This window comes from Candidatus Formimonas warabiya (assembly GCF_002777255.1).
Lineage (GTDB): Bacteria > Bacillota > Dehalobacteriia > Dehalobacteriales > Dehalobacteriaceae > Formimonas > Formimonas warabiya.
Genome location: NZ_CP017634.1, coordinates 1439139 through 1459235 on the forward strand (window position 1 = coordinate 1439139; position 20097 = coordinate 1459235).

Here is a 20097-nt window from a genome sequence, read left to right on the forward strand (position 1 = left end):
TTTAGAAATTTATCGGGTACCGGGATCCGGTTACCGGGTACCGGGAAAAACAGGTAAACAGGGAACTGTCTACAGTTAATGCTGTAGATGTCCTAACCTTGTCCTTGCCCTTCTTGTTACTTGCCGATGGTCTTTCCGGCCATCTGCAGGATTTCTTCCACCAAGGCATCCACCAGTTGGCTCTCCGGGAGTTTTTTGATCACTTCCCCTTTTTTGAACAACAACCCCACCCCGTTTCCCCCGGCAATGCCTAAGTCCGCTTCCCTGGCTTCTCCCGGGCCGTTGACCACACAGCCCATCACGGCAACGGTGAGAGGGGTTTTGATCCCGATCCGGTCCAGTTTGTCCTCCAGGGCCCCGGCGATGGTCACCAGATCAATCTGGGTCCGGCCGCAGGTGGGGCAGGAGATCAATTCAATTCCTTCTTTGCGCAAGCCTAAAGCCCGGAGAATTTCTTTGGCCACCACCACTTCTTCTTCCGGGTCGCCGGTAAGAGATACCCGGATGGTGTCGCCGATGCCTTGGGCCAGCAAAGCCCCGATGCCTACGGCAGATTTAATGCTGCCCCTTTTAGGCGTCCCGGCTTCGGTGACGCCCAGGTGAAAGGGGTAATCCACCTTTTGAGCCAACTGCCGGTAGGCTTCCATCATCACAGGTATGGAGGAGGCCTTCAGGGATATTTTAATGTTATTATAATTTAAATCTTCCAACATGCCAATATGTCCCAGGGCACTTTCTACCAGTGCCTCCGGAGCGGGATGTCCATACTTGTCCAACAGCACTTTTTCCAAAGACCCGGCATTGACGCCAATGCGAATGGGCACCTGGTATGCTTTGGCCGCAGCGGCTACTTCCTGCACCCTGGCCTTTCCCCCGATATTTCCCGGGTTCAGGCGCAACCCCTGGACCCCTGCTTCGATCGACCCCAGGGCCAACCGGTAATCAAAATGGATATCGGCAATTAAAGGAATGGTGATGCCGGCCAAAATGCCCGGCAAGGCATCCACGGCCTCCTGATCCGGAACAGCCACCCGGATAATTTCACATCCGGCCTGCTCCAGTCTTTTGATCTGGCCCACCGTGGCCGCCACATCCGCCGTCTTGGTATTCGCCATGGACTGAATGGACACCGGGGCGTCGCCGCCCACCAGGACGGACCCCAATTTAATTTGCCGTGTTTTTCTTCTCTGCATAGGGAAATTCCTCCCTCCGGATGGTAACTTTTTGCCCGGTTACCGTCTTTTTTACTAACTAAACAGTCTTAAAATGTCCTGATAGGTGATGACCACCATCAGGGCCATGAGCAAGACAAAACCGATCATGTGGATAAAATTTTCTTTGGCCGGGTCAATGGGGCGTCCTCTTAACCCTTCCAGGCTCAAAAAGACCAGCCGACTGCCGTCTAAAGCAGGAATAGGGAAAAGGTTAATCAGCCCTAAATTGATGCTGAGAATGCCCGCAAAGGTCATTAAACTGCCCAGGCCGAAGCGGGACACTTCCCCGACCATTTTTACCACGCCCACAGGCCCGGCGACATCCGGGGCAATGGCCCCGGTGATCATCTGCACCAGGGATACGATGATCAGCTTGGTGAAATCATAGGCGTTCTGCAGGCCTAAAACAGTAGCGGAAAAAAGCCCCTTGCGCTCCCAGGACTGCATGATGCCGATCACGCCGTAGCCGCTGGACGGGTCTTTGCGCGGCGTCACCTGAACCGTCTTCACCTGGTTGTCCCGGCTCAAGGTCAGGGTAATTTCATGCCCCGGCTTTTCGTGGATCACGGTAACGATGTCCTCCCAGTTTTCCACCTTGGCCCCGTTAATTTCCACAATCCGGTCTCCCGACCGAATGCCGGCGGCGGCGGCAGGCTGGCCGGAAACCACCTCGCCGATGATGTTGGAATTAGAGGGCACCCCTACCACCATAAAGGCCAGAATAAACAAGGCCAGGGCGGCAATAAAATTCATCAGGGGTCCGGCAAAGATAATGGCCATTCTCTGCAGAACCGTTTTTTTATTAAAACCTCTGGGTTCCTCCTGATCCTGGTCCTGGTCTTCCATCCCCGCCATGCGTACAAATCCGCCCAGAGGGAGCAGTCTCAGGGAGTATATGGTTTCCCCTTTTTGGAAGCCGAAGACCTTCGGCCCCATGCCAAGGCTGAATTCATCCACTTTCACATCGTTCGCTTTTGCCGTAATAAAATGCCCGAACTCATGTACCAGAATCAAAATACCGAAAATAACGATTGACCACAGGATCGACATTTAAACAACCTCCAGTACAGTTTTTCTTGCCCAGCGGTCCGCTTCTAAAATGGCTTCCAAAGACGGGTTCTCTTCCCTTTGGTGCCTGGACAGAATGCGCTCGATGCCAGCAGGGATATCCATAAAACCGATCTTCTTGCTGAGAAAGAGATCGACCAGGACTTCATTGGCCCCATTCATCACCGCAGGATAAGTTCCTCCCTCTCTCCCCGCCTCATAAGCGATGCGCAGGCAAGGGAAGCTGGCGAAATCAGGTTCTTCAAACGTAATGTGAGCTAATTTGGCAAAATCTATCCGTGTTAAATTGTTCTTCCACCGGTCCGGATAGGTCAGGGCATATTGAATGGGAATGCGCATGTCGGTTTTGCCTAAATGACCTAAAATGGACCCGTCCCCGTACTGGACCATGGAATGAATAATGCTCTGGGGGTGGACCACCACGGTGATGTCGTCGTAAGATACCTGAAAGAGCCACCGGGCCTCGATTACTTCCAGCCCTTTATTCATCATGGTGGCCGAGTCGATGGTAATTTTATGCCCCATGTTCCAGGTGGGGTGCTTCAGGGCCATTTCCGGCGTCACCTTTTTTAATTGTTCCCCGGTCAAACCCCGGAAAGGACCTCCCGACGCGGTGAGCAGGATTTTTTCTACGGCTTGGCCGTCTCCTTCAAAACACTGGAAGATGGCGGAGTGCTCACTGTCCACCGGCACGATCCTGATCCCTTTTTCCCGGGCCAGGTTCATCACCAGGGGACCCGCCGCCACCAAGGTCTCTTTATTGGCCAGGGCAATGTTCTTGCCTGCTTCAATGGCTTTTACCGTAGGCAGTAAGCCCACCACACCGGAGACGGCCGTGATCACCAGGTCCGCCGATGCCCATGAGGCCGCCCGGATTAGGCCCTCCATGCCGACCAGGATTTCTCCCGAAAAAAAAGAAATTTTCTCTTTTAAGGCCCCATAACAGGTTTCGTCATAAATGACGACAACCTCCGGCTGATATTTTTTCACCTGCTCTGCTAACAGATCCGTATGCCGATGGGCGGCCAAGGCCACCAGAGAGAACTCTTCCGGAAACCAGTCCACCACCTCGGTGGCCTGACGGCCGATGGAGCCGGTAGAACCGAGCAATGCGATGCGCTTCATATTTTTACTCCTTTTGTCACATGTTCATTCATATCAAGAAAAAAATAAGTTTATACAACCTCAAGATGTTGGTTAAAACTATTGCCTCTATCAATATTATCTGGTATTCCCGGTACCCGAAATCACAACACTTTCTTAATCGCTTTTCCCGTCACCAGGATGGCCGGCCCCAGAATAATGCCCCACACGCCCAGAACCTTGATGCCGATGAAAAGGGCGGCCAAGGTGGCCAGGGGATGAAGGCCGATGTTTTCCGCCACCAGTTTGGGCTCCATGATCTGTCTTTGCACAATGATGATCACATATAAGCAGGCCAAACTGGCCGCCAATTTGTAGCTGCCCCCGATCAGGGTCCAGATAATCCAGGGAACAAATACCATACCGGGACCGAAAATTGGCAGCACGTCAAAAAAACCAGACAACAGGCCCATGGTAAATGCGTAGGGCGCCCCCAGGATGGATAACCCGATCAGGCTGATCACGGTGGTGATGCTGATCAAGGTCGCCTGGGCCCGGAAATAGCCTACGAGAGCCCGGGACAGGTCCGTATAAACGCTGAACGCCCTGCCCCGCCAGGTTTCGGGAAAGAGGCCGATGCAGAATTGTTCCAGTTTTTCCTTGTCCCGGCTGAAGAAAAAGGTGGCCACAATGGTGATGATAAAAATCATAAAGCCGCTGGGCAATGACGTTAAGAAAGAGACCATGCCGTTGATCGCCAATGAAATGAAATCGGTAATCGCTCCGGCAATGCTGGATGCCGCTTGCTGGATCTGGTCCAGCACTTCCGGGCGCAGATTGATGTTGTAATAAAAATACTGGGCCTCAGTGATCAGGGTGTTAAAGATCTGGCTGATGTTGGGAATGTTTTTGGACAGTCCCTGCAATTCCACGATTAATCTGGACGTGATCAGGACCAGAATCCCGGAAATGCCGATAATAAAAGTCAGCAAAACCAGGAGGACCGACCAGCCCCGGGGCATGCGGAGACGCTTGGACAGCAGGTTGACTACCGGCTCAATGAGCACGGCGATCACCGCAGCCAGGATAAAAGGAGCAAACACCGGTCCGATATAGGAAAGGAGGGCCCCGCAAGCCGGCATCAGGTAGTAATAGATGAGATACAGGCTGACGCAAAGGCCGGTCAGGGTGCCTGCCTTGATGAGACGATCCATATTTTTCGACGGGTCCGTCATACGCATGAAAAAATCACCTCAAATGAGAGATAAAGGGTGTTAAAAAGTAGTATACCAGGGGAGCCACCAATGTCAAGCTGTCGAAACGGTCTAAGATGCCGCCGTGCCCGGGGATCAGGCTGCCGGAGTCCTTTACCCCGGCCCAGCGCTTCACCGCGGATTCCAGCAGGTCCCCCACCTGGCCGGCCAGGGATGCCGAAGCCCCCACCAGCAATAAATAGAGGATGGGAACGGAGGGCAAGAAGCCCTGCATGGAAAAGACGACGATCACACAGAGCACCGTACCGCCCATGGCTCCCTCTACAGTTTTGTTGGGACTGATCAAAGGGCTTAATTTATGCCGGCCCCAGAACCGGCCGGAAAAATAGGCCCCGGTATCCGTAGACCAGGAAATGAGAAAGCATAAAAGAAGCTCATAAAATCCCTGGGGGGAAGAGCCCCTGACCAGGATCAAATGTCCCAGGGTCCAGCCTACGATCAAGACCCCCAGCAGGGATAAGGAGATATCATCGATGGTCAATTTGCCAAATACCACACCCAGGGCATGGGTACAAATAATGATAAAGATCAGGGCCTGGGCAAGATGGGGATAGATAAATGCCGCAATAATGAACAAGCCGCTAAAAAGCAATACCCCGAAGGAAGGCCGGTAGCCTTTCCTGCGCATCATGCTACCATATTCATATAGCCCTAAGAGAATAATTATTCCCACAGATATTCTTAACCAGTTCCCCCCCGCATAAGAGATGCCGACGGCCAGGGGGATACCAAGGGCTGCACTGATGATTCTCTGCCAGAGCACCTGTTCCACGCTCACCTTCATATATCCTATTTTTAAATACCGCCATAGCGCCGGTTTCTTTTCTGAAAGTCATAGATGGCTTTATAGAGTTCAGTCTTGTTGAAATCAGGCCAATAGATATTGGTATAATAAAACTCCGCATAGGCCAGCTGCCATAAAAGGAAGTTGCTGATGCGCAGTTCTCCGGAGGGCCTGATCAAAAGATCCGGCTCCGGCTGCCCGGCCGTAAAAAGATGGGCCGCAAACAGGTCTTCCGTTACCTGGCTGCTTTTCAATTTTCCCGCTTCGATCTCTTTGCCGATGGCCCGCACCGCCTCCACAATCTCCATCCGCCCCCCGTAATTGAGGGCTACATTCAGATTTAATCCGCTATTTTCCCGCGTTGTCCGCTCTGCCTTCAGCAATTCCTCCCTGGCTTCTTCCGGCAGTTCGTTTATGTACCCGATGGAGCGAATCTTTATGTTCTGCGCATGAAGCTCGCTAAGCTCATTGCGCAAATATTCCACAATTAAATTCATCAGCACGCTGACTTCTTCTTTCGGCCGCTTCCAATTCTCCGTAGAAAAAGTATAGACCGTCAAAACCTTTATTTTCAATTCCACGCACGCTTCAATAACCTTACGCAGCGCCTCCACACCGTATCGGTGCCCGGCTGTCCGGGGCAAACCCCGTTTCTGGGCCCACCTGCCGTTCCCATCCATAATTATTGCCAAATGCTGGGGTAGTCTAGTCCGGTCCAACTTGGCCAGCCAGATATGCTCAAGATCTTTTTTTTGTTGATTCTTCGAGGAAAAGAATGTCCAAAATTTCCGCACAGCTGAGCCTCCTTAACCTTTCTCGGCGCATTCATCCGTCACAGGAAACTGTCTCGGTACCCTGCCCGGGACGCAGGTGTCAAGGGAACGCTTCTTCTGACACCCCATCCTAAATCATTTTATTAAATGACCCCCTCATTTTGAGGGGGTCCAGCAATTACTCTTCAATTATAGCACCGGTAGGACAAGCGTCAATGCATGCGCCGCACTCCAGGCAAATATCCTGATCAATTACGTAAATGTCACCTTCTTTAATGGCTTCGTTAGGACATTCGCTCATGCAGGTCCCACAGGCAACACATTCATCTGTAATTTTATACACCTATTACACCTCCTTTCAACTACACACCCACTTTTGGAAAGCTAGCATTAATTGTACGTCCTGTCCCGATGCATGTTGTCGAACTACCCGGCAACCTCCCTCAGGCTGTCCGTCCTTAAAGGACTTTGTAATTTCGACAGACTTGACCACAAAACCATGTTGTTCCAAAATTCTTTTGGCTTCCTCGTCGGAGAGTCCCACCACATCCGGTACAGGAACACTTAACATCTCTTGATCCATCTTACACTTCCATGATTTCCTTTTCTTTGGCATTCATGGTATCGTCTACTTTTTTAATAAATTTGTCCGTCGTTTTCTGGACTTCATCCAAAGCTCTTTTGCTGTCGTCTTCCGAGACTTCATGCTCTTTTTCCAGCTCTTTAATCATATCATTGACTTCCCGGCGCACATTCCGCACCGCTACCCGGGCTTCTTCCGCTTTTTTCTTGACCACCTTCACCAATTCTTTGCGGCGCTCTTCCGTCAACTGGGGAATGCCGATGCGGATGACATTGCCGTCGTTGCTGGGCGTCAGTCCCAGATCCGATTTCAAGATGGCCTTTTCAATGGCGGAAATAGTTGATTTGTCCCAAGGTTGAATGAGCAGAAGCCGCGGTTCGGGAACATTAATATTGGCCATTTGATTCACCGGAGTAAGGGCGCCATAATAATCAACCTGAATTTTGTCCAATAAGGCCGGGGTTGCTCTTCCCGCTCTTAATGAGGCTAGGTCTTTTTTTAAAACCTCCACAGTTTTGTTCATCTTCTCATCAGCTTCTTGAACAATTTCGCGAATCATTATTTTCCCCCCCTACATAAGTCCCGATTTCTTCACCTAACACCACTCTCAAAATGTTACCCTGCTGGTTAATGCTAAAAACAATTAAAGGAATTTTATTGTCCTTGCATAAAGATGCTGCTGTGGAATCCATTACACCAAGCCCCTGATTCAGCACTTCCATATAGCTTAAATAATCGTATTTTTTGGCCCCATGGTTTTTTACGGGATCGCAATCATACACGCCGTCTACCTTCTTGGCCATTAAAATGACATCCGCTTCAATTTCCGCCGCCCGCAGAGCCGCGGTGGTATCGGTAGAGAAATAGGGGTTGCCTGTCCCGGCGGCAAAAATCACTACCCGGCCTTTTTCCAGGTGCCGGATCGCCCGCCGGCGAATATAGGGTTCGGCAATTTGCCTCATTTCAATAGCAGCCTGAACCCGGGTATCTACCTCCACTTTCTCCAGGGCGTCCTGCAGGGCCAAGCCATTCATCACGGTAGCCAGCATGCCCATATAATCCGCCGTGGCCCGTTCCATTCCTTTGGCACTTCCGGCAATGCCCCGCCAAATATTGCCTCCGCCCACGACGATGGCCACATCGACACCGCTTCTGCGCACTTCTTTCACTTGTTCCGCAATGGAAGTAATCACATCCTGATCAATGCCATAACCCAAGCTTCCGGCCAGCGCTTCTCCACTCAGCTTCAAAACGATTCTTTTATACTTCGGCTGCCCCATGTAGTACTGCCTCCAGTCTAAACAATATGTTTCTACACTAGGTCAAAAAATCCTTTTTTATAAAAAATGGAGTTTTTCAAAAAAGAGCACACGGTCATGTGCGCTCCTATTTTTTTCCCTGGGTCATGGCTTGTACTTCGGCAGCCAAATCCGATGTCTTCTTTTCAATCCCCTCAGCTACCTGATATCTCACAAACCGGCGCACGGAAATATTTTCCCCGATTTTCGCCACTTTTTCCGTGAGCAATTCCTGTACGGTCTTGTCCGGATCTTTAATAAAGGGCTGCTCCAAGAGACAGACTTCCTTATAATATTTATCAATGCGCCCTTCCACCATCTTATCAACCACTTTTTCCGGCTTTCCTTCGTTGAGGGCCTGGGCCCGGAGAATCTCTTTTTCTTTCTCAATCACGGCCTGGGAAATTTCATCCCGGGAGACAAATTCCGGTTTGGAAGCCGCCACCTGCATGGCAATATCCCGGCACAGTTGACGGAATTCATCCGTTTTGGCCACAAAGTCGGTTTCACAATTCACTTCCACTAAGACGCCGATGCGCCCGCCCCCATGTATGTAAGCTTCTACCAAACCTTCCGCGGCAATGCGTCCGGCTTTTTTGGCCGCTGCGGCCAAACCTTTTTCTCTTAAGATTTCTACGGCTTTCTCCATCTCACCGTTGGCTTCAGTCAATGCTTTTTTGCAATCCATCATTCCTGCGCCGGTTCTTTCGCGTAATTCTTTGACCATTTCGGCTGTAATCATTTCTTAATCGACCTCCATATTTTAGTTATCGGGATCCGGATACCGGTTGACGGGTACCCGGGCACGTCCTCACAAAAAAGGGCAGGGATGTGATAGGGTCATTAGTGCCCTTGGTCATCCCTACCCTATTCCTTCGTTGTTATTCAGCCATAGTTTGACCCTGGTTGCCCTCAATCACCGCATCAGCTATTTTGGCAGTAAGCAGCTTGACCGCCCGAATAGCGTCGTCATTGCCCGGGATGACATAATCCACTTCATCCGGGTCACAGTTGGTATCTACAATGGCTACGATGGGAATGCCCAAACGGCGTCCTTCCGCCACAGCAATTCTTTCTTTCCGGGGATCCACCACAAAAAGGGCGCCCGGCGTCTGCTTCATATCTTTAATGCCGCCTAAAAAACGTTCTAATTTTTCCATTTGGCCCCGCAGCTGGGATACTTCCTTTTTCGGCAGCACTTCAAAGGTGCCGTCTTCTTCCATTTTTTCCAGTTCACGCAAGCGTTCAATTCTTTTCTGAATGGTATGGAAGTTGGTGAGCATGCCGCCCAGCCACCGTTCCTGCACGTAGAACATGCCGCACCGGACCGCTTCTTCCTTAATGGATTCCTGGGCCTGTTTTTTGGTACCGACAAAGAGTATGCTTTTTCCTTCCCCGGCCACACTCTTGACAAAGTTGTAGGCTTCTTCCACCTTACCCACGGTTTTCTGCAGATCAATAATATAGATGCCGTTCCGTTCCGTAAAGATGTAAGGGGCCATCTTAGGGTTCCAGCGCCGGGTTTGGTGTCCGAAATGAACCCCTGCTTCTAAAAGCTGTTTCATGGAAATAATGGACATGTATTTTCCTCCTTTTTGTTTTTCCTCCGGTCCGTCATTTATTCCCCGGGACCTTCAGGCACTCCCCGGGACACATCAGGGACCGTGTGTATTTACACCTCAGACAGTATAGCATAAAGAGACTATAATTTGCAAGTTTTTACAGGATATATTTGCTTAAATCTTCATTTTTTATCACCGATTCCAGCTTCCGTTCCACATACTCCCGGGTAATGGTCACGGAGGAAAGAACGGCATCGGGGGCGTCAAAGAGTAAATCCTCCAGCACCTTTTCCAGGATGGTGTGCAATCTGCGGGCGCCGATGTTTTCCGTCTGGGCATTGACCATATCCGCGATTTCCGCAATGGCGGTAATGCCGTCCTCCCCAAAGGCGATATTGGCGCCGTCGGTTTGCAGCAGGGCCACATACTGCTTAATCAGGGAATTCTGGGGTTCCAGCAAAATCCGCTTAAAATCCTCTTTATAAAGACTGTCCAGTTCCACCCGGATCGGGAAGCGGCCCTGCAGTTCCGGAATCAAATCGGAAGGTTTGGTCACATGGAAGGCGCCGGCGGCGATGAAAAGCATATAATCCGTCTTCACCGGACCGTATTTGGTCATCACGGTGGATCCTTCCACGATGGGCAGGATATCTCTCTGCACGCCGCCCCGGGACACATCGGGCCCGCCGTGGGTATCTTTTCCGGCAATCTTATCGATTTCATCCAAGAAAATGATCCCTGATTGCTCCGCCCGGGATACGCCCTGCCGGACCGCTTCATCCATATCAATTAATTTTTGCGCCTCTTCCTGGGTGAGAATTTTGCGCGCTTCCCCAACAGGCACCCGGCGTTTTTTCTTTTTCTTGGGCAGCATGCCGCCCAGCATATCCTGAAGATTGATGCCCATTTCCTCCATGCCGGTGCCGCCTAAAAATTCAAACATGGGCGGGGTCTGCTCTTCCATTTCCACCTCCACCATTTCCTCTTCTAATTCGCCCCGGTCCAAACGTTCTTTGAGGGCCGCCCTCTTTTTCTTAGCTTCATCCAAAGCCGCACTTTGATTGGCATCAGCCGGCGCCTGGGACATGCCCCCGCCGAAAAACATTTCCATCGGGTTCCGGGAGGTATTTTTCGAAGGCAGGGGAACCAAAAGCTCCAAGAGCCTGGCCTGGGCCATTCTCTCCCCTTTGCTCCTGACCAATTCCATTTTCTCGTTTTTCACCATATGAATGGATGTCTCCACCAAATCCCGGATGATGGACTCCACATCCCGCCCCACGTAACCGACCTCGGTAAATTTTGTTGCTTCCACCTTGATAAAGGGCGCATTGACCAGCTTTGCCAGCCGGCGGGCAATCTCCGTTTTTCCCACGCCGGTGGGCCCAATCATAATGATATTTTTGGGCAGAATTTCATCCTGGATGGCGGGGCCCAGCTGCTGCCTCCGGTACCTGTTCCTGAGGGCTACGGCCACACATTTCTTGGCGTTTTGCTGGCCCACAATGTATTTATCCAGTTCTTTCACAATCTGCCTGGGAGTTAAGTTTTCCATTTCACGCCTCCTTTTCTACTCAGGTCACGCTCCTGTCTTCAGTCTGGCGTAGACAGTCCCCTGCTCTTACAGCTCTTCCACGACGATATTGTGATTGGTATAGACACAAATATCGGCGGCGATTTTCAAAGCTTCTTCTACAATCTGCTTCGGTTCCAGAGAGGAATGGGCGGCTAAAGCCCGGGCCGCAGCCAGGGCGTAAGGGCCTCCCGAACCGATGGCGGTGATATTGTCGTCCGGCTCGATCACTTCACCGGTCCCCGACAGCACCAGCAGGGTCTCCTGATTGGCGACAATGAGCATAGCCTCCAGCTGGCGCATCATTTTGTCCATGCGCCATTCTTTGGCCAATTCCACCGCCGCTCTTTGAAGATTTCCCCGGTATTCCTCCAATTTTTTCTCGAATTTTTCATACAGGGTAAAAGCATCCGCCACAGACCCGGCGAAACCGGTAATCACTTGATTATTATGCATTTTCCGTACTTTTTTGGCGCCGTGCTTCATCACCATATTGTTGCCGAAGGTGACCTGCCCGTCTCCGGCAATGGCCACTTTGCCGTCCCGGCACATGGCGACGATGGTCGTTCCATGAAACATGTTTTTCCCTCCTTTAAAGGTTAGGGGACACACCTCTATATGAGGCATTTCTATCCCGCCGGAGGAATGTCCCCAATTATGCCCTGGGATGCGATTTTTCATAGACATTTTTCATCCGTGCTTTGGTAATGTGGGTATAAATTTGCGTGGTAGACATTTTTACGTGCCCCAGCAGTTCCTGTACGGATCTCAGGTCCGCGCCCCCCTCCAAAAGGTGGGTGGCAAACGAATGCCGCAGGGTGTGGGGGCTGATTTTCCTCTGTACGGAGACTTGGGCCACATATTTATCTACAATATTTCGCACACTTCTGTCCGATAAACGGGTGCCATATTTATTTAAAAATATTCCATCCTCCTGCCCGGAGAATTTGGCGGCGAGACTTAAGCGGCCGCCGGAGAGATAGGTTTGCAGAGCCTGCAAGGCCGGCCTGCCCAGCGGGACAATCCGTTCTTTTGCTCCCTTGCCGAACACCCGGGCATAGCCGATGGCAAAGTCAATATCCCGGATATTGAGGCCCACCAGTTCACTCACCCGCAGCCCCCCCCCGTAGATGGTTTCCAGCAGAGCCTTATCCCGCTGGCCGGCAGGGGAATTGTCGGGCGCATGCAGCAGCGCTTCCATTTCCGGATAATAGAGAAATTGGGGCAGCTTTTTATCCAGTTTGGGGGTGCTGATGTTCAGCATGGGATTGGCCGGAACCAGTTCTTCCCGGGAAAGATAGCGGTAAAAAGAACGCAAGGCAGCAAGCTTGCGCGCCATGGTGGCCTTGTTCAGCCCTTTTTGCTGCAGTTCGGCCAAAAAACGCCGCACGGTCAGGTAATCCGCTTGACCCGGGTCCACCTGGTGCATGTCTACGGACATTTGGGCGGCGAGGAAGCGGGCAAATTCGGCAAGATCGTGGCAGTACCCTTCCAAGGTATGAGGAGAGGCGTTCTTTTCAATTTTCAAGTAGGCCGTAAATTGCTCTATGAGCAGGTCCATATTTATCACCTGAAAAATATTCGGTTTCCGGGTACCGGAAAAGATCTGTAATAAAAAACGTTCCTTGCCCGCCAGCGGGCAACGCGTGTGCGTCCTCTAACGAAGTGCGTCTGCGCAAAACTGGTCCAGTTTTGCCAGTGCTCTTTCCGCCACCCGCCGGTTCTTCTCCTTTTTGTCCCGGATCCGTTTCTCCAGGGGCGGCATCAAACCAAAGGTAATATTCATCGGTTGAAAGTGCTTCGCCTCGGCCGTGGCAATGTAACGGCACAAACTGCCCAGGGCGGTTTCCCCGGGAAAAACCACCGGTTCTTTGCCCAAAGCAAGCCGGGCGGCATTGATCCCCGCCACCAAACCGTTGGAGGCGGATTCAATATAGCCTTCCACCCCGGTAATCTGTCCGGCGAAGAATACCCGGGGTTTTTTCTTCACCTGCAAAGTAGGCTCCAGGACGGCAGGTGAATTGATAAAGGTATTCCTGTGCATCACCCCGTAGCGCACAAATTCCGCCTGCTCCAAACCGGGGATCAAACGAAATACCCGACGTTGTTCGTCCCAGGTGAGATGGGTTTGAAAACCTACCATATTATATAAGGTTGCCGCGGCATTATCCTGGCGCAACTGGACCACCGCGTACGGCTGGACACCGGTACGGGGGTCCGTCAGCCCCACCGGCTTCATGGGTCCGAAAGCCAGAGTCTGCCTCCCTCTTTTCGCCATGGCTTCCACCGGCATGCAGCCTTCAAAATAGATTTCCCGCTCAAATTCTTTTTGCTCGTGTACTTCCGCTGCCGTTAAAGCATCATAAAAAAGCTGGTATTCTTCCTCCGTCATGGGACAATTGAGATAATCATCCTCTCCTTTTCCGTAGCGGGAAGCACGAAACACGATCTTGGGATCAATGGAGTCTGCGGTAACGATAGGCGCTACCGCATCATGAAAATATAGGTAATCCGTGCCGAGCAGACCGGCGATGGATGCGGCCAGATCTCCGGCAGTCAGGGGCCCGCTGGCGACAATCACAATCCCCTCCCGGGGAATCTCCCCCACTTCTTCCCGGTGCACCCGGACCTGGGGGTGGTGCTCCAGTCTTGCCGTCACTGATTTGGCAAAGCCTTCCCGGTCAACGGCCAGGGCGCCTCCGGCAGGTACCCGGTGCCCGTCGGCACAGTTCATAATTAAGGAACCCATCCGGCGCATTTCTTCTTTGAGCAGGCCCACCGCATTCTCCAGGGCATCCGCCCGTAAGGAATTGCTGCACACTAATTCGGCAAAATCCCCGGAATGATGGGCAGGCGTTTGTTTTTGGGGGCGCATTTCAAACAGGTGCACCAGGCACCCTAATTTTGCCGCCTGCCAGGCGGCTTCCGCTCCCGCCAGCCCGGCGCCGATGATGGTGATCTCAGGCATATGTTTACTCCTTTAAAAATATCGGGACCCGGGTACCGGTTCCCGTCTTTTTCTTTTATTTACACTTCGGACAAACAACCGTCTTCTCTTTGTTTCTGCCCGCTTTTTCCACCATTAATGTGCCGCACTGGGGACAAACTTCACCGGTTGGTTTGTCCCAGGATACATATTGACAGGCGGGATAATTGCTGCATCCGAAAAAAGTGCGTCCTTTTTTGCCTTTGCGCTCGATAATTTCCCCGCCGCACTCCGGACATTTCACGCCGATCTCTTTCAGGATGGGCTTGGCGTTGCGGCATTCGGGAAAACCGGGACAGGCTAGAAACTTACCGAATCTCCCCATTTTGTAGACCATTTTCCGGCCGCACTTTTCACAGACCTCATCCGATTCCTCATCTTCGATTTCAATATGCCCAATTTGTTCCTCGGCATACTCCAAGGTTTTCTGGAAGGGGTGATAGAACTCGCCGATCACCTGCTTCCAGGCAATGCTCCCTTCCTCCACCAGATCCAGTTCCTGCTCCATCCCCGCGGTAAATTCCACGTCAATGATTTTGGGGAAATACTCTTTTAATAAATCCACCACTATTTTCCCCAATTCCGTGGGGGTAAATTGTTTTTCCTGCCGCACCACATAGCCCCGGGCCAAAATGGTATCGATGATGGGAGCATAGGTGCTGGGGCGGCCGATTCCTTTTTCCTCCAGGGTTTTCACCAAAGTCGCTTCCGAATACCTGGGCAGAGGCTGAGTGAAATGCTGTTTGGGCGTCAGTTTCTCCAGCTGAAGGGTCTGGCCTTCCGTAACCTGGGGAATAATATCGTCATCCTCTTTGGTATCGTCGTCTTTTCCTTCTATATATACCTGCATGAAGCCGGGAAATTGGATCACGGTGCCGGAAGCACGGAACACATACTCTCCCGCATGAATATCCACGGTGGTAACTTCCAGCAGGGCCCCGCTCATCTGGCTGGCCACGAATCTTTCCCAGATCAGCTTATACAGCTTATATTGGGGCGGTTTCAAAAATGCTTTTACCAGCTCCGGGGTACGGTAAACAGAGGTGGGCCGGATGGCCTCGTGGGCATTTTGAATTTTCCCTTTCGCCTCATACTGCCGGATGGTTTCCGGCACAAACCGGTCCCCGTACTTGTTTTTGATTAAGTCCCGGGCATCCTGCTGGGCCGTCTCCGAGAGGCGGGTGGAGTCGGTACGGATATAGGTAATCAAACCCACCGCGCCTTCTTCCCCCACGTCCAGGCCTTCATATAACTGCTGGGCCAGCTGCATGGTTTTTCGGGCCGTAAAACCCAGCTTCCGGTACGCCTCCTGCTGCAGGCTGCTGGTGGTAAAAGGCGGCGAGGGATTGCGCTTTTTATCCTTTTTGGAAATACTGTCCACCAGATAATCCAATCCTTTGAGCCCGGCCAGAATCCGGTCCATGGCTTCCTGATCGGGGATGGACGCTTTTTCAGTACCGATTTTGAATAGTTTCGCCGTTAAGGCCTGGGTCCCGGTATCAAAATCACCGGTCAGGCTCCAATACTCCTCGGGAACAAATTGCTCGATCTCCGTCTCCCGGTCGCAAATCAGGCGCACGGCCACCGACTGCACCCGTCCCGCACTGAGCCCTTTTTTCACCTTTTTCCAGAGCAGAGGGCTTAATTTATATCCCACCAGCCGGTCCAGAACCCGCCTTGCCTGCTGGGCGTTCACCCGGTCCATGTCAATGGGGCGGGGCTTTTTCACCGCCGCTTGAATGGCCGGTTTGGTAATTTCGTTAAACTCAATGCGGCAGTTTTCCGAGTCCTTCAACTCCAAATACGTGCTTAAATGCCAGGCAATGGCTTCTCCTTCCCGGTCCGGGTCTGCGGCCAGCAGCACTTTGTCGGCTTTCTTGGCACTTTCCTTCAGTTCCTTGAGGGTTTCCCCCTTCCCCCGAATCGTGATGTACTTCGGTTGAAAATCCTGTTCAACGTCTACGCCTAACTGGCTTTTGGGAAGATCTCTGATATGTCCCATAGACGATTTGACGGAAAAATTGCGTCCTAAAAATTTTCCAATACTTTTTGCCTTGGTCGGCGATTCTACAATCACTAGTGTCTTTGACATTCACTCACCTCATACAGGGTCAGATTTACTACACCGGCTTCCGTCCTTTTCCTGTGCACCAGGCACAAAATGGTCTGAAAGCCTCTCAATTTTCCGATAGAACACTTCCTATACTATAATATTTACCAGGTATTTGCCGAATTAAACCTTTGATTTCCCATAACGTTAAGAGGGCAGCCAATTCGGAGGCGCTCAGGCCCGACTGTTCCGCTAAAACGTCAAAATGCACCGTGCCGCACTGCAGCAGTTCTAAAATGCTCCTTTCCGTCTGGGAAAAAGAAAACAGGTTCAGCTCCCTTGCCGATGCCGGGGCAGCGTCATCCATATATTCTTCCAAAACATCCGCCGCTTTTTCCACCAATTTTGCCCCCTGCCGGATCAGGTGATGGGTCCCTTTGCTTAAAGCACTGGTCACCGGTCCGGGAACGGCAAAGACGTCTCTTCCCTGTTCTAAAGCAAAATCTACCGTGATTAAGGAGCCGCTTTTTTCCGCTGCTTCCACCACAATCACCCCCCGGCTCAAACCGCTGATGATCCGGTTTCGGGCCGGAAAATGCTGGGCCAGAGGCGGCGTTCCCAGAGGGAGCTCCGACAGTACGGCGCCGGAGGCGATAATCTGCTCATAAAGGCCTCTGTTTTCCCGGGGGTAAACCACATCCACGCCTGAACCGAGAACGGCCAGGGTTTTTCCTCCCGCTTTCAGGCAGCCCTGGTGACCCCAGGTGTCGATCCCTCTGGCCATGCCGCTGACTACCCAAACATTTTTTTCCCCCAGACCCTGGGCCATTGTTTCCGCCATGAAGCGGCCGTATGCCGTTGCCTTGCGGGAACCGACCAGGGCCACGCACAGGTCCCCCTCCCCGGGCAAGGTACCCCGGTAAAATAATACATAGGGAGGGTCGTAAATATTCCTTAATAATAAGGGATAGGCATCATCCTGCAAAGTAAGGGCCTGGGCGCCGGATTTGAGGAAATTTTCATAAACCCGTTCCACATCCCCTTTCCCCAAGCCTTCTCCGGTGAAAGCCCGCCGGTCATGGCCGGTCCATCCTGGCACGCGCTCCCAAAGATCACTCTGCTGCCAAGCATACTCGGAACTTTGAAAATAGTCAATCAATAATTTTAAATGGCGCTGGCCCATTCCGGGCAGGCTGTACAGAGCCAGAAGATATTTCAGTTCTCGAGGATCCATGGATCATCAACCCTTTTTGACTTTATTCCTTATTATGCCATATTTTTAAAAAAGCGCAACAAAAAAAAACAGGGAAAGAAAAACCCTGCTCTTTAACGTGATGTTTTTAATTGGCGATCCCGGTTAAACCTGGCCAGGGCCAGCTGGATTAATCTGTCAATCAATTCGGTGTAAGAAATGCCGCTGGCATCCCATAATTTGGGATACATGCTGATTTTGGTAAAACCGGGGATGGTATTGATTTCATTAATAATGATCTCGTCTTTCTCGGTTAAGAAAAAGTCCACCCGGGCCATGCCTTCACAGCACAGGGCCTTGAATGTCTTGAGGGCCGTCTGCTGGATCTTGGCCACCAGATGGTCGGGTAAGGAAGCGGGAATTTTCAGGATGGCGCCGTGCTCATCCAGGTACTTGGCTTCATAGGAATAAAAACTGTGCTGGCTGATGATTTCTCCGGGCAGGGAAGCCATGGGGTTTTCATTGCCTAAGATGGAAATTTCCATTTCCCGCCCCACAATGTTCTTTTCCACAATCAGCTTGTGATCGTATTGAAAAGCCTCTGCCACAGCCTGGTCAAATTCCCCTTCATCTTGCACCTTGCTGATGCCCACGGAAGAACCTAAATTAGCCGGTTTCACAAAGAAAGGCACGCATAAATAAGCGGCGATTTCCTGGTAGGTGGGGTTGGGCATCTCCGCATCGGCATATTTATGGAGGAGCACATAAGGGGCAATGGGCAGGTCGCTGTCTCTGAGCAGCCTTTTCATGACATCTTTATCCATTCCTACCGCCGAACCTAATACATCCGCTCCCACAAAAGGGATATTCGCCTGCTTCAGCAGGCCCTGCACCGTACCATCCTCCCCGAAAGGCCCGTGTAGAACCGGAAAAACAACATCCAGGGCGCCGATCAAATTTTTTCCGGCAACCTCTAGGAGCTGATTTTCCCCCGTTCCCAGGACGAGGGCCAGATTCTCCCCCCCGTCGGCATTTTCCACCGGTGCCGGCACACACCCCTTTTCAAAATAATGGTCCAAAAACCATTGTCCCCTTTTGCTGATCCCGATCATCGTCACCTGATATTTATTCTTATCAATGGCATCATAGACATTTTTGGCGGATTGGATCGACACCTCATGTTCCGCAGATTTTCCCCCAAAGAGGATACCCACCTTTATTCTGTTCTCCATTTGAAAACCTCCTCATTGATTCCAATCAGATCTGATCTATTTTACATTTATATGTATTTTTTTCGACATTTATACGTGACATCTTCGGGATCCGGGATGCGGTACCGGTTTCCGGGAAAGATCGGGGTTTCGTTTATGACAACAATGTTTATGGATATTCTGTACCCAAAAAGAAAATCCTCCCCCAGGAGGAATATTTTCCTAAACAGTTTTCGGGATCCGGGTATGGGGCAAAAACTGGGAACTGGGACTGGCTATGGTCTCATGTCTATTGTCTATGTATTGTCCTGGCCAAAATTAGTTTGTTCGGAATCTACGGGAGACTGGGGACTGGTTTCCTCCCCGGTTTCACCGGCCTCGATGAGCTGGGATACGGTCACCAGCCGGTATCCCTTTTCCTGGAGGCCCCGGATGATCTGGGGCAGGGCCTCCAAGGTGCTTTTCCTGCCCTCATGGAGCAGGATAATAGACCCGTCGCTCACATGGGATAATACCCGGTTGACGATTTTTTGAGGGTCGTGGGTATCCCAGTCCCGGGGGTCCACGTTCCATCCTACGCTTTTCTGGTGGTAGCGGTCTGCCGTTCCGGTCACCAGATCATTGTACGCCCCATAGGGGGGCCGGAAAAGCTTGATCTCCACCTGAATATTGCTAAAAGCCAGGGCGGTCTTGCGAAAATCCTCTTGAATGATCTCCAGCTTCTCCAGGGTCAGCTTGGCGTGGCGATAAGAATGGCTGCCTACTTCAAAGCCTTGCTCGGCAATTTTTTGGGCAATCCCGGGATATTTTTCCACTCTCGTGCCCACGAGAAAGAAAGTAGCCGGGACCTGATACGCTTCTAAAGTTTTCAGATACTCGGCGGTCCAACCCGCATAGGGGCCGTCATCAAAGGTAAGGGCGACCAGTTTTCCCGCCTGGGTACTGCCCCGGAAGATAGGCTTGGAGGCTTCGGCCTGGTCCTTTGGGTCTGATGCAGGTGTTTCCTCTTCCTGCTTGGGCGGCGGAGGGGCCGGTTTCCCCGTCTCCGGCACCGGTTTCTCTGTTTCCGCCGCCGGCTTTTCTGTGTCTACCGACGGCTTTTCCTCCCCTCCCTCCGGACCGGCCTCAGGGGAGGCCGGATTCTTTTCCGGAACAGGCGGGCTGGGGCTTTCTGCCGTCACATTGACCGGATAAGCATCCGGGTTGGCATAAAGGTATTGGCTGCCGGGAAACAAGAGCGTAATTAACAGGACGGTAAGCATAAATTCAAACCAAATGGCCATCCTTAAGAAGCGAATATGAGTCTCTTTAATGCATTGGTTAATTTTCCTCACGGTACATCCTCCTGACAGCCTGCCAATGCTTTTGATGAACAATTTCACCTTTGTAAATATAGACGTAAAGGACAGCCCTCAGGTTCGATCTTTTGGTCCATTTTTAAACAAAATT

Annotated in this window: 20 protein-coding genes; all 20 read right to left on the reverse strand. The window is 51.6% G+C overall.

The features are described 5' to 3' along the window. Positions 1-116: 116 nt before the first annotated feature. On the reverse strand, positions 117-1193 hold the full coding sequence (ispG, locus tag DCMF_RS06830; RefSeq protein ID WP_148133731.1) for a flavodoxin-dependent (E)-4-hydroxy-3-methylbut-2-enyl-diphosphate synthase: 1077 nt from the start codon (positions 1191-1193) through the stop codon (positions 117-119). Between the two features lie 54 nt (positions 1194-1247). Further along, a complete protein-coding gene (rseP, locus tag DCMF_RS06835; RefSeq protein ID WP_148133732.1) occupies positions 1248-2264 on the reverse strand; it encodes an RIP metalloprotease RseP in 1017 nt (338 codons plus the stop codon). Continuing rightward, a complete protein-coding gene (locus DCMF_RS06840) occupies positions 2265-3407 on the reverse strand; it encodes a 1-deoxy-D-xylulose-5-phosphate reductoisomerase (RefSeq protein ID WP_148133733.1) in 1143 nt (380 codons plus the stop codon). It lies immediately after the preceding gene. 122 nt (positions 3408-3529) lie between these two features. Continuing rightward, on the reverse strand, positions 3530-4606 hold the full coding sequence (gene ytvI, locus DCMF_RS06845; protein ID WP_148133734.1) for a sporulation integral membrane protein YtvI: 1077 nt from the start codon (positions 4604-4606) through the stop codon (positions 3530-3532). A 7-nt stretch (positions 4607-4613) separates the two neighbouring features. Continuing rightward, entirely contained in the window at positions 4614-5417 is an 804-nt protein-coding gene (locus DCMF_RS06850) for a phosphatidate cytidylyltransferase (RefSeq protein ID WP_214659162.1), read from the reverse strand. Positions 5418-5434: 17 nt separating this feature from the next. Beyond that, positions 5435-6217, reverse strand: a complete 783-nt coding sequence (locus tag DCMF_RS06855) for an isoprenyl transferase (RefSeq protein ID WP_148133736.1) — start codon at positions 6215-6217, stop codon at positions 5435-5437. A 157-nt stretch (positions 6218-6374) separates the two neighbouring features. Next, positions 6375-6539, reverse strand: coding sequence for a DUF362 domain-containing protein (locus DCMF_RS06860; RefSeq protein ID WP_236860210.1), 165 nt, complete (start codon positions 6537-6539; stop codon positions 6375-6377). Between the two features lie 15 nt (positions 6540-6554). Further along, positions 6555-6812, reverse strand: a complete 258-nt coding sequence (locus tag DCMF_RS30445; RefSeq protein ID WP_148133737.1) for a PASTA domain-containing protein — start codon at positions 6810-6812, stop codon at positions 6555-6557. Then, entirely contained in the window at positions 6781-7338 is a 558-nt protein-coding gene (gene frr / locus DCMF_RS06870) for a ribosome recycling factor (RefSeq protein WP_148133738.1), read from the reverse strand. Before frr ends, DCMF_RS30445 begins: the two co-directional genes overlap by 32 nt. Beyond that, complete coding sequence (gene pyrH / locus DCMF_RS06875) at positions 7310-8059, reverse strand: UMP kinase (protein ID WP_148133739.1); 750 nt, start codon at positions 8057-8059, stop codon at positions 7310-7312. Before pyrH ends, frr begins: the two co-directional genes overlap by 29 nt. Positions 8060-8165: 106 nt before the next feature. Then, positions 8166-8819, reverse strand: a complete 654-nt coding sequence (gene tsf, locus DCMF_RS06880) for a translation elongation factor Ts (RefSeq protein WP_148133740.1) — start codon at positions 8817-8819, stop codon at positions 8166-8168. Positions 8820-8958: 139 nt separating this feature from the next. Then, the gene (gene rpsB / locus DCMF_RS06885) at positions 8959-9657 is read right to left on the reverse strand and encodes a 30S ribosomal protein S2 (RefSeq protein WP_148133741.1); all 699 of its coding nucleotides are present in this window, start codon (positions 9655-9657) and stop codon (positions 8959-8961) included. A gap of 139 nt (positions 9658-9796) precedes the next feature. Further along, on the reverse strand, positions 9797-11191 hold the full coding sequence (gene hslU, locus DCMF_RS06890; RefSeq protein ID WP_148133742.1) for an ATP-dependent protease ATPase subunit HslU: 1395 nt from the start codon (positions 11189-11191) through the stop codon (positions 9797-9799). A 66-nt stretch (positions 11192-11257) separates the two neighbouring features. Beyond that, the gene (gene hslV, locus DCMF_RS06895; protein ID WP_148133743.1) at positions 11258-11788 is read right to left on the reverse strand and encodes an ATP-dependent protease subunit HslV; all 531 of its coding nucleotides are present in this window, start codon (positions 11786-11788) and stop codon (positions 11258-11260) included. A 76-nt stretch (positions 11789-11864) separates the two neighbouring features. Beyond that, on the reverse strand, positions 11865-12770 hold the full coding sequence (xerC, locus tag DCMF_RS06900; protein ID WP_148133744.1) for a tyrosine recombinase XerC: 906 nt from the start codon (positions 12768-12770) through the stop codon (positions 11865-11867). 96 nt (positions 12771-12866) lie between these two features. Then, on the reverse strand, positions 12867-14177 hold the full coding sequence (trmFO, locus tag DCMF_RS06905) for a methylenetetrahydrofolate--tRNA-(uracil(54)-C(5))-methyltransferase (FADH(2)-oxidizing) TrmFO (RefSeq protein WP_148133745.1): 1311 nt from the start codon (positions 14175-14177) through the stop codon (positions 12867-12869). Positions 14178-14232: 55 nt separating this feature from the next. Next, positions 14233-16287 (reverse strand): type I DNA topoisomerase, encoded by a 2055-nt coding sequence (gene topA, locus DCMF_RS06910; RefSeq protein ID WP_148133746.1) that lies wholly within the window; start codon positions 16285-16287, stop codon positions 14233-14235. Between the two features lie 85 nt (positions 16288-16372). Next, positions 16373-17479 (reverse strand): DNA-processing protein DprA, encoded by a 1107-nt coding sequence (gene dprA / locus DCMF_RS06915; RefSeq protein ID WP_148133747.1) that lies wholly within the window; start codon positions 17477-17479, stop codon positions 16373-16375. A 92-nt stretch (positions 17480-17571) separates the two neighbouring features. Further along, a complete protein-coding gene (gene ddlA / locus DCMF_RS06920; protein WP_148133748.1) occupies positions 17572-18669 on the reverse strand; it encodes a D-alanine--D-alanine ligase in 1098 nt (365 codons plus the stop codon). Positions 18670-18944: 275 nt separating this feature from the next. Next, positions 18945-19982, reverse strand: a complete 1038-nt coding sequence (locus DCMF_RS06925) for a polysaccharide deacetylase family protein (protein ID WP_148133749.1) — start codon at positions 19980-19982, stop codon at positions 18945-18947. Positions 19983-20097: the final 115 nt, after the last annotated feature.

Bases quoted from the DNA above. Each gene is read 5' to 3' on its own strand.
- rseP (WP_148133732.1), bottom strand. From the start codon at position 2,264: ATGTCGATCCTGTGGTCAATCGTTATTTTCGGTATTTTGATTCTGGTA.
- pyrH (WP_148133739.1), bottom strand. From the start codon at position 8,059: ATGGGGCAGCCGAAGTATAAAAGAATCGTTTTGAAGCTGAGTGGAGAA.
- DCMF_RS30445 (WP_148133737.1), bottom strand. From the start codon at position 6,812: ATGCCAAAGAAAAGGAAATCATGGAAGTGTAAGATGGATCAAGAGATG.
- dprA (WP_148133747.1), bottom strand. From the start codon at position 17,479: ATGGATCCTCGAGAACTGAAATATCTTCTGGCTCTGTACAGCCTGCCC.
- ytvI (WP_148133734.1), bottom strand. From the start codon at position 4,606: ATGCGTATGACGGACCCGTCGAAAAATATGGATCGTCTCATCAAGGCA.
- frr (WP_148133738.1), bottom strand. From the start codon at position 7,338: ATGATTCGCGAAATTGTTCAAGAAGCTGATGAGAAGATGAACAAAACT.
- tsf (WP_148133740.1), bottom strand. From the start codon at position 8,819: ATGATTACAGCCGAAATGGTCAAAGAATTACGCGAAAGAACCGGCGCA.
- ddlA (WP_148133748.1), bottom strand. From the start codon at position 18,669: ATGGAGAACAGAATAAAGGTGGGTATCCTCTTTGGGGGAAAATCTGCG.
- DCMF_RS06840 (WP_148133733.1), bottom strand. From the start codon at position 3,407: ATGAAGCGCATCGCATTGCTCGGTTCTACCGGCTCCATCGGCCGTCAG.
- hslV (WP_148133743.1), bottom strand. From the start codon at position 11,788: ATGTTTCATGGAACGACCATCGTCGCCATGTGCCGGGACGGCAAAGTG.
- rpsB (WP_148133741.1), bottom strand. From the start codon at position 9,657: ATGTCCATTATTTCCATGAAACAGCTTTTAGAAGCAGGGGTTCATTTC.
- xerC (WP_148133744.1), bottom strand. From the start codon at position 12,770: ATGGACCTGCTCATAGAGCAATTTACGGCCTACTTGAAAATTGAAAAG.
- trmFO (WP_148133745.1), bottom strand. From the start codon at position 14,177: ATGCCTGAGATCACCATCATCGGCGCCGGGCTGGCGGGAGCGGAAGCC.
- hslU (WP_148133742.1), bottom strand. From the start codon at position 11,191: ATGGAAAACTTAACTCCCAGGCAGATTGTGAAAGAACTGGATAAATAC.
- ispG (WP_148133731.1), bottom strand. From the start codon at position 1,193: ATGCAGAGAAGAAAAACACGGCAAATTAAATTGGGGTCCGTCCTGGTG.
- topA (WP_148133746.1), bottom strand. From the start codon at position 16,287: ATGTCAAAGACACTAGTGATTGTAGAATCGCCGACCAAGGCAAAAAGT.